Origin of the sequence: Streptomyces sp. KL116D (genome assembly GCF_030766975.1) — a bacterium.
Lineage (GTDB): Bacteria > Actinomycetota > Actinomycetes > Streptomycetales > Streptomycetaceae > Streptomyces > Streptomyces longispororuber_A.
On record NZ_JASERH010000110.1, the window covers coordinates 1 to 12,827 of the forward strand.

Sequence of the window (12,827 nt, forward strand, 5' to 3'; positions counted from 1 at the left end):
CGGGACAGGGCGAGCGCGGTGCGGCGCTCGTCCGGGGAGAGGTAGCGGTTGCGGGAGGACAGGGCCAGGCCGTCGGGCTCGCGGACCGTGGGCACGGCGCCGATCTCCACGTCGAAGTTCAGATCGCGCACCATGCGGCGGATCAGGGCGAGTTGCTGCGCGTCCTTCTGGCCGAAGAGGGCCACGTCCGCGCGCGTGAGGTGCAGCAGCTTGGCGACGACGGTGAGCATGCCGTCGAAGTGGCCGGGGCGCACGGCGCCTTCGAGGCGCTCGCCCATCGGTCCTGCCGTGATGCGGACCTGGGGCTGTCCGCCGGGGTAGACCTCGTCGACGGACGGCGCGAACACGACGTCCGCGCCCGCCTGTTCGGCGATCTTGACGTCGGCTTCCAGGGTGCGCGGGTAGCGGTCGAGGTCCTCGCCCGCGCCGAACTGGAGCGGGTTCACGAAGACCGTGACGACGACCTCGCCGTCGTCGCCCGCGCGCTCGCGGGCCGTACGGATCAGGGTGGCGTGGCCGTCGTGCAGGGCGCCCATCGTCATGACGACGACGCGCTGCCCGGCACGCGTGCGGGCCCGCAGTTCCTCGCCCTCGTGGAGCAGCGTGGTGCTCATCGGGTCTCCTCCGAACCGGTCGCGAGGACACCGAGGAGGTCCTCGGCGAGCTCCGGCTTCAGCAGCCCGTGCGCGAGGGCGCGGTCGGCGGTCGCGCGGGCCATCGCGAGGTAGCCGGCGACGGTCTGCGGGGCGTGCTTGCGCAGCTCGGAGACGTGCGCGGCGACGGTGCCCGCGTCACCGCGCGCGACCGGTCCGGTGAGCGCCGCGTCGCCGGACCTGAGCGCGTTGTCGAGGGCCGCGCCGAGCAGCGGGCCGAGCATCCGGTCGGGGGCGGCGACGCCCGCGTCCCGGAGCAGTTCCATGGCTTCGGCGACCAGCGTGACCAGGTGGTTCGCGCCGAGCGCGAGGGCCGCGTGGTAGAGCGCCCGGTTCTCCTCGGCGATCCACTCGGGCTCGCCGCCCATCTCGATGACCAGGGCCTCGGCGGCGAGCCGCAGCTCCTCGGGCGCGGTCACCCCGAAGGAGCAGCCGGCCAGCCGCTGGACGTCCACGGGCGTGCCGGTGAACGTCATGGCGGGGTGCAGCGCGAGCGGCAGGGCGCCCGCGCGCAGGGCCGGGTCGAGCACCTTGGTGCCGAACCGCCCCGAGGTGTGCACGAGCAGCTGCCCAGGCCGGATCGAGCCGGTCTCGACGAAGCCCTCGACGAGGCCGGGCAGGACGTCGTCGGGGACGGTGAGCAGCACCAGATCGGCCCGGGCGAGGACCTCGGCGGGCGTCACGAGGGGGACGTCGGGCAGCATGGTGGCGGCCCGCCGCACGGAGCTGTCGGAGACTCCGGAGACGGCGACCGGACGGTGCCCGGCCAGCTGCAGGGACGCGGCGAGCGCGGGGCCCACCCGGCCCGCTCCGACGACGCCCACGGTGAGGCGTGCGGGGCGGTCCTTGGGGTCGATGGGTTCGGATCGCGGGTTCGGAGGTGTCACGAGGCGATGGCCTTCCGTTCCAGTCCGCTCGGGGTACCGGACGATTTCTCGTCATGTTAACGCTATCTGCCCGGGCGGGCCTCGGCCGTCCACAGGCTGTGGGCAAGAGCACGCGGGTGCGACATGATCCGAGGATGAGCGGAACGTACGGACCCGAGGAAGACACCGAGGAAGCCAGGGAGGCCGCGCGACGGCTCGCGGCCTGGCGGGGAGCGGAGCGTTCGCTGGCGCACCGGCCGCAGCAGCCGACGCTGGGCGAGCGGCTCACGGAGCTCGCCCGGGCGGCGCGGGAGGTGGCCGACCCGGAGGCCGACATCGACCTCTACGGGGACGGCATCGTCGCCGGCCTGGAGGCGAAGGTCGCCGCTCTGCTCGGCAAGGAGGAGGCCGCGTTCTTCCCGACCGGCACGATGGCCCAGCAGGTCGCGCTGCGCTGCTGGGCGGGCCGCACCGGCAACCCCACGGTGGCGCTGCACCCGCTGGCCCACCCGGAGGTGCACGAGCGGGAGGCGCTGACCACGGTGTCCGGGCTGCGCACGGTGCACCCGACGACCGAGCCGCGCCTGCCCACGGCCGACGAGGTGCACGGCCTGGACGAGCCGTTCGGCACGCTGATGCTCGAACTGCCGCTCAGGGACGCCGGTTTCGTGCTCCCCACGTGGGAGGAGCTGGAGGAGGTCTGCGAGGCGGCACGCGCGCGTGACGCCGTGGTGCACTTCGACGGGGCCCGGCTGTGGGAGTGCACCACGCACTTCGGCCGTCCGCTGGACGAGATCGCGGCGCTCGCCGACAGCGTCTACGTGTCGTTCTACAAGTCGCTCGGCGGCATCAGCGGCGCCGTGCTCGCGGGCCCGCGGACGCTGGTCGAGGAGGCGCGGGCCTGGCGGCACCGGTACGGCGGGCAGGTCTTCCAGCAGTTCCCCGCGGCGATCGCGGCGCTGTCGGGTCTGGAGCGGGAGCTGCCGCGGCTGCCGGAGTACGTGGCGCACGCGCGCGTGGTCGCGCAGGCGCTGCGGGAGGGCTTCGCGCAGAGCGGGGCGCCGTGGTTCCGGGTGCATCCCGAGGTGCCGCACACCCACCAGTTCCAGGTGTGGCTGCCCCATGACGCCGGGGCGCTGACGCGCGCGGCGGTCGAGCAGGCGGAGGAGACGAAGACGTCGCTGTTCGGACGCTGGTCCGCGGGTGGCCCGCCGGGCCTCGCGGTCACCGAGGTCACCGTCGCGGGCCCCGGCCTGAGCTGGAGTGCCGACGACGTCCGCGCGGCCGTCGCGGACTTCGTACGGCGTCTGGCCTGACGCCCGCGATCAGCAACCGGCGGCGTGGCCGCGGTGGCCGGAGAAGCGGCGGGCCAGGGCCGCGCGGATCCGGCCGCGCGCCGGGCGGCCGGCCAGGACCGCCTCGAAGCGGCGGTGGTCGCGCAGCTCGCGGACGGCGGCCCAGTCGTGCAGGCCGGGGGCGGGGCCGGGGGTCTCGCCGCGCTGTGCGGCCCGGTAGACGTCGAGGGCGTACTGCTGGTTGACGGTCATGGCGACCACCTCGCTCATCATCTCGATTGTCGCGCTACGCCCCGGAACATGCCGTTCTGTGACGCTTCGGGGCCGATGACACGAGGTTGCGCCCGGCGCCGCGCCCCGGTCACGTCGATTGACGCGAGCCGTCAATCGACGACCGGGCTGTCGGTGGGGGCGTGCACCATGGGGTCATGAGCGTGAGCATCGACATCACGGGCCTGCCGCCCGAGCGCATCCGCGTCGTGCCCTCGCCCCTGGCCGAGCTCGGCATGGCGCTGCACGCACTGTCCGAGCCCGCGCACCACCCGGGGCTGCAGGGGTGGACGACGAGCGTGTCCACGCGCCTGGACGCCTGCCTGGCGGACCGGTTGTGCGAGGCGGACTTCCTGTGGCGGACGACGTTCTCGGACGTGTTCACGCCGTCCGCCGGGATGCCGGGTCGGCGCACCCCGCCCGGCGCCACGCTCCCCGAGGAGCTCGATCTGCTGGACAAGCTCTCCGACGAGCAGTTCGTGGACGCCGCCCTGGAGTTCACCTGCCAGTCCACGTACGCGGGCCGCACGGTGAACCGGCTGGACGACCCGCGGGCCAGGGAGCGCGCACTCGACCTCGCGGCCACCCGCGGGGTGCAGCAGGTCCGCTTCACCAAGCGGCTGCTGGACGATCCGCCCGCCATCAGGGCCTGGCTGCGCGAGCTGCTGCAGGAGTGCGAGGAGGCGTTCTTCGCGGACGTGTGGGCGCGCGTGCAGCACCAGTTGGCGGCGGACGCGCGGCACAAGACGGAGCTGCTGCGCCGCAAGGGCCTGCGGGAGGCCCTCGCGTCGGTCTCCGCGTCGGTCGCGCTGGACGAGGCGGGCCGCACCGTCACCGTCGACAAGCTCACCGAAGGACACACGGCGACGGGCGACGGCGCGCTCACCTTCGTGCCGACCAGCCTCGGCTGGCCCCACCTGTGGGTGCTGCACCGGGAGGGCTGGCAGCCGTCGATCATGTACCCGGTGTCGTCGCCCGGCCTCGCCGCGCCGCCGTCGGTCGAGGAGCTGACGCTGCGGATGTCGGCCCTGGCCCACCCGGTGCGGATGCGGCTGTGCCGTCATCTGGCCCGGGGCGCGTACACGACGAGCGAGCTGTCCGACGCGCACGGCATGTCGGCGCCGGAGATATCCCGGCACCTGTCGGTGCTGAAGAAGGCGGGGCTGATCACGACGCGGCGGCACGGGCGGTACGTGCAGCACCAGTTGGACCTGTCGGTGGTGTCGCGGCTCGGCGGCGACTTCATCGAAGGGGTGCTGCGCTAGCACCCGCGCCGGGCGGGGCGGGGCGGGGCGGATCAGTTCTGGCCGCCGCCGGCCCGGACGAGTCCCGTCTCGTAGGCGAGGACGACGACCTGGACCCGGTCCCGGAGGTCGAGCTTCGTGAGGATGCGGCCCACGTGCGTCTTCACCGTCGCCTCGGACAGCACCAGGCGCGCCGCGATCTCCCCGTTCGACAGGCCCTGCGCGACCAGGATCATGACCTCGCGCTCGCGCTCCGTGAGCCGCTCCAGCTGCTTGTGCTGCGGCTCCTTGGAGCTGCTGGGCAGCATCGGCGCGAACCGGTCGAGCAGCCGCCGCGTGGTGGACGGCGCGACCACCGCGTCACCGCTGTGCACGGCACGGATCGCGGTGAGCAGTTCGCCGGGCGGCACGTCCTTGAGCATGAACCCGGAGGCGCCCGCCTTCAGCCCCGAGAACGCGTACTCGTCGAGGTCGAACGTCGTCAGGATGAGGACCTTCGGCGGATTCGGGTCCGCGCAGATCCGCCGCGTCGTCTCCACGCCGTCCAGCTTCGGCATGCGGACGTCCATCAGGACCACGTCGACGGCCGTGGAGCGCAGCACCTCGATCGCCTCGACACCGTCGCCCGCCTCGGCGACGACCTCCATGTCCGGCTGGGCGGCGAGCACCATCCGGAAACCGGTGCGCAGCAGCACCTGGTCGTCGACGAGCATCACCTTGATCGACATCGGGCGGGTCCTCACATCTGGTGGGCGGCGGGTACCGGCAGGTGCACCGGTACGTGTCAGTGGGCGGGCTTGAGGGGCAGCAGGGCGCTGATGCGGAATCCACCGCCGGGGCGCGGGCCCGCGTCCAGCGTGCCGCCGACCATACCGACGCGCTCGCGCATCCCGATGAGGCCGTGGCCGCGGCCGTCCGCGCCCCCGTCCTCGTACAGCTCGTGCGGGGCGCCCTTGCCGTCGTCCTCGACGAGCAGGCCGAGGCCGTCGTCGAAGTAGACGAGGCGGACGCTGGCGCCCGCGTTCGGGCCGCCGTGCTTGCGGGTGTTGGTGAGGGCCTCCTGGACGATGCGGTACGCGGTCAGCTCGACGCCGCTGGGCAGCGGGCGGGGGGTGCCCTCGACCTTGAAGTCGACCGGGAGGCCCGCGGTGCGCACCTGCTCGACGAGGTCCTCGATCTGGTCCACGTCGGGCTGCGGGACGTACTCGCCGCCCTCCTCGTGCTCGCCGGTGCGCAGCACGCCGAGCAGCCGGCGCATCTCCGCGAGGGCCTGCCGGCCGGTGCCCGAGATGGTCTCCAGGGCCTTCTTGGCCTGGTCGGGCGCCTGGTCGAGGACGTAGGCGGCGCCGTCGGCCTGCACCACCATCACCGACACGTTGTGCGCGACGACGTCGTGCAGCTCGCGGGCGATCCGGGCCCGCTCCGCCGCGACCGCGACCTTCGACTGGGCCTCGCGCTCCCGCTCCAGACGGTTCGCCCGCTCCTCCAGCTGCGCCAGGTAGGCGCGGCGGGTGCGCAGCGAGTCGCCGAGCACCCAGGCGAGGGCGAACGGCACCATCGTGAAGACCGCGACCGCCAGCTGCCCCAGCGGACTGCCGTGCTCCTCGGGCCAGCGCAGCTGCGCCAGCGGCGCCGCGCACAGGCCCGCGCCGAGGGCGAGCCGGGACGACCAGCGGGCCCCGTCCGCCGCGCAGGTGTAGACGATCACCAGCATCGCGAAGTTCGACGGGTTGGTCTCCGCGTCGAGGACCAGCTGCGCCAGGCCCGTGACCACGGCGAGGACCAGCATCCGCTCGGGCATCCGGCGGCGCAGGGTGACGACGACGCTGAGCAGCGCCGCGCAGCCGAGCGCCGCGGCCGCGTTCCCGCGCGGCGGGCCCGTACCGGTCACGCCCACCACGGACATCCCGAACAGGATCACGGCCCAGAAGCCGTCGACCCATGTCGGGTGTCTGCGGAGGAAGTCGTAAACGCGCTGCACGTAACCCAGAGTAGGGAAGCGTGCAGCGTGCAGGGGTCAACCGGAGGACCGATCCGCGCCCGGCGCGCGTACTCCCCAAGGTGGAGGCGCGTGCGCCCCCTGCGCATAGCCTTCGGGTGTGCAGAACGTACGGCAGGACGACGGGCGCGGGTGGCGCGAGGCCACGGAGGAGGCGCTGTACGGGCCCGCCGGCTTCTATCGCGGGGCCCTGGGCCCGGCGGGTCCTGCCGGGCATTTCCGCACGTCGGTGCATGCGTCGACGCTGTTCGCCGGGGCCGTGGCGGAGCTGTTGCGCCGGGTCGACGCGGCACTGGGCGAGCCCGCGGAGCTGGCGTTCGTGGACATGGCGGCGGGGCGCGGCGAGCTGGTTTCCCGCGTCCTTCAGGTGCTGCCGGAGAAAACCGCGGTACGCGTGCGTGCCTGTGCGGTCGAGAAGGCGGACCGCCCCGCCGATCTGGACCACCGGATCGAGTGGCGGGCCGAGCCGCCCGCCGGTGTGACGGGCCTGCTCTTCGCCAACGAATGGCTGGACAACGTGCCCCTGGACGTCGTCGAGATCGACGCGGACGGGGTGCCCCGCCGCGTCCTCGTCCGGGACGACGGCACGGAGACCCTCGACGCCGCGCCGCTGGACGCCGCGCACCTGCGCTGGCTGGACGCCTGGTGGCCGCTGCCGCCCGAGCCGGGGCTGCGCGCCGAGGTCGGGAGCCCGCGCGACGAGGCGTGGGCGGCGGCCGTGGGCACCCTGGAGCGCGGCCTCGCGGTCGCCGTGGACTACGCCCACGGCCGCGCCGCCCGGCCGCCCTTCGGCACGCTGACGGGTTTCCGGGAGGGCCGGGAGACGGCTCCCGTGCCGGACGGCTCCTGCGACATCACGGCGCACGTGGCGCTCGACGCGTGCGCGGTGACGGCCGGGGCCCGGGTCGTCGCGCAGCGCACCGCCCTGAACGCCCTCGGGGTGGCCGCTGAGCGCCCGTCGCTGGCCCTCGCCTCCCAGGACCCGGCGGCGTACGTCCGGGCCCTCACACGGGCGGGAGAGGCCGCGGAGCTGACGGCGCGCGGCGGTCTCGGCGACTTCGGCTGGCTGGTCGAGCCGGTGGGCCTGCCCGCCGGGGCGCTACTTGTCGATGTCGCCGACCACGAAGAACAGTGACCCGAGGATCGCCACCATGTCGGCGACCAGCGTCCCCGGCAGCAGTTCGGTCAGCGCCTGGATGTTGTTGTAGGACGCGGAGCGCAGCTTGAGGCGGTACGGCGTCTTCTCGCCCTTGCTGACGAGGTAGTAGCCGTTGATGCCGAGCGGGTTCTCCGTCCACGCGTACGTGTGTCCCTCGGGCGCCTTGAGGACCTTGGGCAGGCGCTGGTTGACCGGTCCGGGCGGCAGGTCGGCGAGGCGGTCGAGGCAGGCGTCGGCCAGGTCGAGCGCGTTGTGGCTCTGCTCCAGGAGGCATTCGAAGCGGGCCAGGCAGTCGCCTTCCTGCCGCGTGACGACCTTGAGGGTGTCCCGCAGCTCTCCGTAGGCGAGGTACGGCTCGTCGCGCCGCAGGTCGAAGTCGACGCCGGAGGCGCGGGCGATCGGACCGCTCACCCCGTAGGCGTGCGCGGCCTCGGCCGACAGCACACCGACACCGCGCGTGCGGCCCCGGAAGATCTCGTTGCCGAGGACGAGGCGGTCGTAGACGTCCATGCGCGACCGCACGTCCGCGACCGCGGCCCGCGCGCGCGTGGTCCACCCCAGCGGCAGGTCCTCCTTGAGGCCGCCGACCCGGTTGAACATGTAGTGCATGCGCCCGCCGGAGACCTCCTCCATGACGGTCTGGAGTTCCTCGCGCTCCCGGAAGGCGTGGAAGACCGGAGTGATTCCGCCCAGTTCGAGTGGGTACGAACCCAGGAACATCAGATGGTTGAGCACCCGGTTCAGCTCCGCGAGCAGCGTCCTCAGCCAGACGGCGCGCTCGGGGACCTCCATGCCCAGCATCCGCTCGACGGCGAGCACGACGCCCAGTTCGTTCGAGAAGGCGGAGAGCCAGTCGTGGCGGTTGGCGAGCATCACGATCTGCCGGTAGTCCCGGGCCTCGAAGAGCTTCTCCGCACCGCGGTGCATGTAGCCGATCACCGGCTCCGCGTGCTGGATCCGCTCGCCGTCGAGCACGAGACGCAGGCGCAGCACACCATGGGTGGACGGATGCTGCGGACCGATGTTGAGCACCATGTCGGTGCTCTCCGCGGCACCACCGATGCCGACCGTGGCCTGAGTCGTGGGCGTCATGCCGACAGTGTCTCCTACGTAGGGTGGACCCATGGAAGACGGGGCAGCAGGCGCGACGGGGACTTCGGGCATCGCGGACACATCTCCCGAGCCGCCTCCCGGGATACGGGCCGGGACGTCTGCCGGGACGCCTGCCGGGATACCGGCCGGGGCACCTTCCTGGGCGTCCCCCGAGGCCGAACCCGCGTGGACGGGCCTGCCGCCGGGCCTGCTGAAACTGCGCCGCCTGCTGCTGGTGCTGTGGCTGGTGCCGCTGGCGGTGGCGGTCGGCGTGCTGCTCCAGATCCTCGCGGGGCCCGCCTGGGCCGCGTTCGCCCTGATCCCGCTGGCGCTGCTGCTGTGGGGCTGGCCGATGCTCGGCCGCAACTGGCGCTCGTGGCGGTACGCGGAGCGGGCCGACGACCTGCTGCTCAGCCGCGGCGTGCTGTGGCACGAAGAAACGATCGTGCCGTACGGGCGCATGCAGCTGGTCGAGGTGACGTCGGGCCCGCTGGAGCGGAAGTTCGGCCTGGCCAGCCTGCAACTGCACACCGCGGCCGCCGCCACCGACGCCACCATCCCCGGCCTCGCCCCCGCCGAGGCCGAGCGGCTGCGGGACCGCCTCACCGAGCTCGGCGAGGCCCGATCGGCCGGCCTGTGACGGCCTCCCGCGTCCACGAGGACGTCATGAGCCAGGAACCCGGACCCCCCGAGGACACCACGGGCCTGCGCGAGCGGCGCCTGCACCCCGTCACCCCGCTGCGCCGCGCCTGGGCGCCGATAGCCATCCTGCTCGGCTGGGCCGTCCACGACATGGACCAGGCACAGCGCCAGCTCGCCCAGCTCACCGCCACCACCCTGGCCATCGGCCTCGGCGTACTGGTCCCCGCGGCCGCCCTCTACGGCTTCCTCACCTGGTGGTTCACGCACTTCGCGGTGACCGACACCGAACTGCGCATCCGTACGGGTCTGTTGTTCCGCCGCACCGCCCACATCCGCCTCGAACGCCTCCAGGCCGTCGACGTCACCCAGCCGCTCCTCGCCCGCTTCGTCGGCGTCGCCAAGCTGAAACTCGACGTGGTGGGCGCCGACAAGAAGGACGAGCTCGCCTACCTGGGCGAGAAGGAGGCCCGCGACCTGCGGGCCGAACTCCTCGCCCGCGCCGCCGGGTTCGCGCCCGAGTCGGCGCGCGAGGTGGGCGAGGCCCCGGCGCAGCAGGTCCTGCGCACCCCGCCGCGGATGCTCGCGGTCGCCCTGCTGCTGACCGGCACCCCGTGGGCGATGCTCCTCGCGGCGGTCGCCGTGCCGGGCTTCCTGTGGTTCGCCACCCACAACCTGTGGACGGTGATCGCGGTCGGAGTGCCGCTGTTCGGCGGGGCGTTCACCAACAGCGCGGGCCGGTTCATCAAGGAGTACGACTGGACGGTCGGCGAGTCCCCCGACGGGCTGCGCATCGACCACGGCCTGCTCGACCGGGTCCACGAGACGGTGCCGCCGGGCCGCGTGCAGACCGTGCGGATCGTCGAACCGCTGCTGTGGCGGCGCCACGGCTGGGTCCGGGTGGAGCTGCACGTGGCGGGCTCCGCCAACTCCGTACTGGTGCCCGTGGCGCCGCGCGAGCACGCCGAGGACGTCGTCGCGCGGGTCCTGCCCGGGGTCGCCGTGCCGAAGCCGGCCGACTTCACCGCGGCGCCGCGGCGCGCCCGGTGGTGCGTGCCGTTCTGGTGGCGGGCCTACGGAGTGGCGGTCACCGAGACCGCGTTCGCCGCGCGCCACGGGCTGCTGCAGCGCTGCCTCTCGGTCGTCCCGCACGCCAAGGTGCAGAGCGTGCGCGTCACGCAGGGCCCCTGGGAGCGCTTCTGGCGGGTCGCCGACCTGCACCTCGACACGGGCGCCAACAAGACGGTCACCGCCCGCCTCAGGGACGCCCAGGAGGCCGCGGAGCTGCTGCGCGGCCAGGCCGACCGGTCCCGGACGGGGCGCAGGGACGCGCGGCCCGACCGGTGGATGGCGGGCCCACGGCAAAAGGCGCCCCACGGCGAGTAGGGCGCCCTTCGTGCACGGTGGCGATCAGGCCTGCAGCGCGGACCTCAGGACGCCCACGTCGATCTGCTCGGTCTCGTCGTGCGCGGTCAGGTCGATGACCTGCTTCTCGGCCTTCTCGGCCTCCTCGGACCCGACGCCGGCCTGCTCGGCCTCGGCATCGGCCTGCTCGGCCTTCTCCGCAACCACCTCGGCGGTCTCGGTCTCGGTCTCGGCGTCGGCCTGCTCCGTGGCGTCGTCGGCCTTCACCGCGGCCACATCGGCGGTCTCCGCCGCCACGTCGGCGGCGAGCTCCTCACCGACGACGTCGGCGAGGTCCCGCTCGGCGGCGGAACGCTCCTGCTCCTCGGCGGAGCCGCCCGTGCCGAAGAAGTCGAAGGCGCCCTGCGGCATCTTCCGCACCGGCGCCGCGGGCACCACGGCCGCGGCGGCCGGCACCGTGAAGTGACCGGACGCCGCGCGGGGCTTCCCCTGCGAATCGGCCTCCTCCGCGGCGGCGGCAGCGGGCCGAGCCAGGCGGTCGAGTGCGGCATTGGCCCGCAGGTACAGCGTCGGGGTGAGCCGGCGGCCCGGCCCCGGCGGTTCGGCCGGGGGCAGCGCCTTCGCGGGGGCGGCCGCCTCTATCGCGAGCCGGCGCCGGCCCTCCAGCGCGCTCGCCCGCTCGGTCTCCGCGTTCGCGTACCGGCGCAGCAGCGCCGCGTGCTCGTTGCGCAGCGCCGCCAGCTCGGAACGCTTGGCGCGCAGCTTGCCCTCCAGGCGGGTGCGCAGCTCGCGCGACTCCTCGAGGTCGCCCTCCAGCTCGGCCACGGCCTCCTCGTGCCGCCAGCGCTCGCTCGCGGCGCCGCGGGTCAGATCGGCGACCTGCTTGCCGGCGAGCCGGTCCCAGCGGCGCATCACGACGGCGCCGATCACGGCGGCCGCCGCCGCGGCGGCGGTGACGCCCCGCAGGACGAGGGGGTCGCCGGACAGCCAGACGCCACCCGCACAGACGAGGGGCACACCGGCGATCACCGAGGGGGGCAGCAGGCGGTGCAGGGGTGGGGAATGGCGGTGACGTCCACGTGGCATGGCCAGAAACTTACCGCGCGTAGGCGAATCGCGAAGCCCCGCCCGGCAAAATCCGGGCACAAGCGCCCCACGAACCACCGAACTCCCGTCAGAAGAAGCCCTTTTACCGACCACTCCTCACCCCTGACCAATCAAGATCATTTACCGACGAGGCCCTTGGACTCCAGATAGGCCTTCGCCACGTCGGCTTCCTTCTGCCGCTCCGCGTCGACCTTGCGGTTCAACTCGACGAGATCCTCGGTCGTGAGCGCCTTCGTCAGCTTCCCCAGGACGTCCGCAATCGCCTTGTCCCCGGCGTCCTTCGCGTTCACAACCGGAATGATGTTGTCCGCGTTCTGCAGCTTCTTGTCGTCCTCCAGAAGGACGAGGCCGAAGTTCTTCAGCGTCGCGTCCGTCGTGGTGGTCAGCACCAGCTGGTCCGTGCCGTTCTTCACGGCCTGCTTGGACTGCGTGGTGCCGACGCCCTTCGGGTCGATGCCCGTGACGTCGATGCCGTACGTCTTCTTCAGACCCGGGGCGCAGAAAGGCCGCTCCTCGCATTCGTCACCGGCCGCGATCTTCACCTTCTCGCCCGACTTGCCGAGATCCGAAAGCGTCTTGAGGTCGTGCTTCTTCGCGAAGGACTCGCTCACCGCGAAAGCGTTCTGGTCGACGGCCTCGCCGGCGTCCAGCACCTTCAGACCCTGCGGCTCGGCGAGCCCGCGCAGCGCGGTGACCGTCGCGTCGACATCGCTGGACGCGACCGGCTTCGCATCGGCGCCGTTCTTCTTCAGGTTCAGGAATTCGGCGAGCGTCGCCGCGTACTCCGGCACCACGTCGATGGCGCCCTTGGCGAGCTGCGGCTCGTAGATCTCGCGGTTCTCGACCGTCTTCACCGACGCGTCGTACCCGGCGTCGTCCAATATCTGCGCGTACAGCTCGCCGAGCACCTTGGCCTCGGTGAAACTCGCGGCGCCGACGACGATCTTGCCCTTCTTGCCGCCGCCCGAGCCCGCACTGCCCGAATCGTCCTTGCCCTCGAGGCTGTCGCCGCCGCACGCGGTCAGTCCCGCGGTCAGCGCGCCCACCGCCACGGCCGCCAGGGCCATCCGACGCGTCCTGCTGCTCATCGCTCTCCTCGTTGCACTGATCGCACTGCCGAACCGGACAAAACAAACGC

General features: G+C 73.1%; 13 protein-coding genes. 5 read left to right on the forward strand and 8 right to left on the reverse strand.

Features of this window, described 5'->3' with window-relative positions:
- Both panC and RBJ77_RS42830 read right to left on the reverse strand, forming a co-directional pair.
- Positions 1-614, reverse strand: a 614-nt coding sequence (gene panC / locus RBJ77_RS42825) for a pantoate--beta-alanine ligase (protein WP_372349949.1), incomplete at its 3' end; no start/stop codon positions are given.
- On the reverse strand, positions 611-1,540 hold the full coding sequence (locus RBJ77_RS42830) for a Rossmann-like and DUF2520 domain-containing protein (protein ID WP_372349950.1): 930 nt from the start codon (positions 1,538-1,540) through the stop codon (positions 611-613). The genes panC and RBJ77_RS42830, both read right to left, overlap by 4 nt.
- Before the next feature lie 134 nt (positions 1,541-1,674).
- Between RBJ77_RS42830 and RBJ77_RS42835 the strand changes: the two genes are divergently transcribed.
- Positions 1,675-2,835 carry a low specificity L-threonine aldolase gene (locus RBJ77_RS42835; protein WP_372349951.1) on the forward strand — a complete coding sequence of 387 codons (1,161 nt, stop codon included), beginning with the start codon at positions 1,675-1,677 and terminating at the stop codon, positions 2,833-2,835.
- Positions 2,836-2,844: 9 nt separating this feature from the next.
- Here the strand turns inward: RBJ77_RS42835 and RBJ77_RS42840 are convergent, their stop codons facing one another.
- Positions 2,845-3,084 (reverse strand): hypothetical protein, encoded by a 240-nt coding sequence (locus tag RBJ77_RS42840; RefSeq protein ID WP_372349952.1) that lies wholly within the window; start codon positions 3,082-3,084, stop codon positions 2,845-2,847.
- 158 nt (positions 3,085-3,242) lie between these two features.
- On the opposite strand from RBJ77_RS42840, the gene RBJ77_RS42845 reads away from it, so the two are divergent.
- On the forward strand, positions 3,243-4,349 hold the full coding sequence (locus tag RBJ77_RS42845) for a DUF5937 family protein (RefSeq protein ID WP_372349953.1): 1,107 nt from the start codon (positions 3,243-3,245) through the stop codon (positions 4,347-4,349).
- A gap of 32 nt (positions 4,350-4,381) precedes the next feature.
- On the opposite strand, the gene RBJ77_RS42850 is transcribed toward RBJ77_RS42845, so the two are convergent.
- A complete protein-coding gene (locus RBJ77_RS42850; RefSeq protein WP_255979647.1) occupies positions 4,382-5,056 on the reverse strand; it encodes a response regulator transcription factor in 675 nt (224 codons plus the stop codon).
- A gap of 56 nt (positions 5,057-5,112) precedes the next feature.
- A complete protein-coding gene (locus RBJ77_RS42855) occupies positions 5,113-6,309 on the reverse strand; it encodes a sensor histidine kinase (RefSeq protein ID WP_372349954.1) in 1,197 nt (398 codons plus the stop codon).
- Positions 6,310-6,427: 118 nt separating this feature from the next.
- Between RBJ77_RS42855 and RBJ77_RS42860 the strand changes: the two genes are divergently transcribed.
- Positions 6,428-7,462: an SAM-dependent methyltransferase gene (locus RBJ77_RS42860; RefSeq protein WP_372349955.1), complete on the forward strand. Its 1,035-nt coding sequence runs from the start codon at positions 6,428-6,430 to the stop codon at positions 7,460-7,462.
- Here the strand turns inward: RBJ77_RS42860 and RBJ77_RS42865 are convergent.
- Positions 7,427-8,578: an NADH-quinone oxidoreductase subunit D gene (locus RBJ77_RS42865; protein WP_372349956.1), complete on the reverse strand. Its 1,152-nt coding sequence runs from the start codon at positions 8,576-8,578 to the stop codon at positions 7,427-7,429. The genes RBJ77_RS42860 and RBJ77_RS42865 overlap by 36 nt on opposite strands.
- A 31-nt stretch (positions 8,579-8,609) precedes the next feature.
- On the opposite strand from RBJ77_RS42865, the gene RBJ77_RS42870 reads away from it, so the two are divergent.
- Positions 8,610-9,218 carry a PH domain-containing protein gene (locus RBJ77_RS42870; protein ID WP_372349957.1) on the forward strand — a complete coding sequence of 203 codons (609 nt, stop codon included), beginning with the start codon at positions 8,610-8,612 and terminating at the stop codon, positions 9,216-9,218.
- A 26-nt stretch (positions 9,219-9,244) separates the two neighbouring features.
- Positions 9,245-10,603 (forward strand): PH domain-containing protein, encoded by a 1,359-nt coding sequence (locus RBJ77_RS42875; protein ID WP_372349958.1) that lies wholly within the window; start codon positions 9,245-9,247, stop codon positions 10,601-10,603.
- Between the two features lie 24 nt (positions 10,604-10,627).
- Here the strand turns inward: RBJ77_RS42875 and RBJ77_RS42880 are convergent, their stop codons facing one another.
- Positions 10,628-11,668: a hypothetical protein gene (locus RBJ77_RS42880; protein ID WP_372349959.1), complete on the reverse strand. Its 1,041-nt coding sequence runs from the start codon at positions 11,666-11,668 to the stop codon at positions 10,628-10,630.
- 137 nt (positions 11,669-11,805) lie between these two features.
- Complete coding sequence (locus RBJ77_RS42885; protein ID WP_372349960.1) at positions 11,806-12,777, reverse strand: ABC transporter substrate-binding protein; 972 nt, start codon at positions 12,775-12,777, stop codon at positions 11,806-11,808.
- Positions 12,778-12,827: the final 50 nt, after the last annotated feature.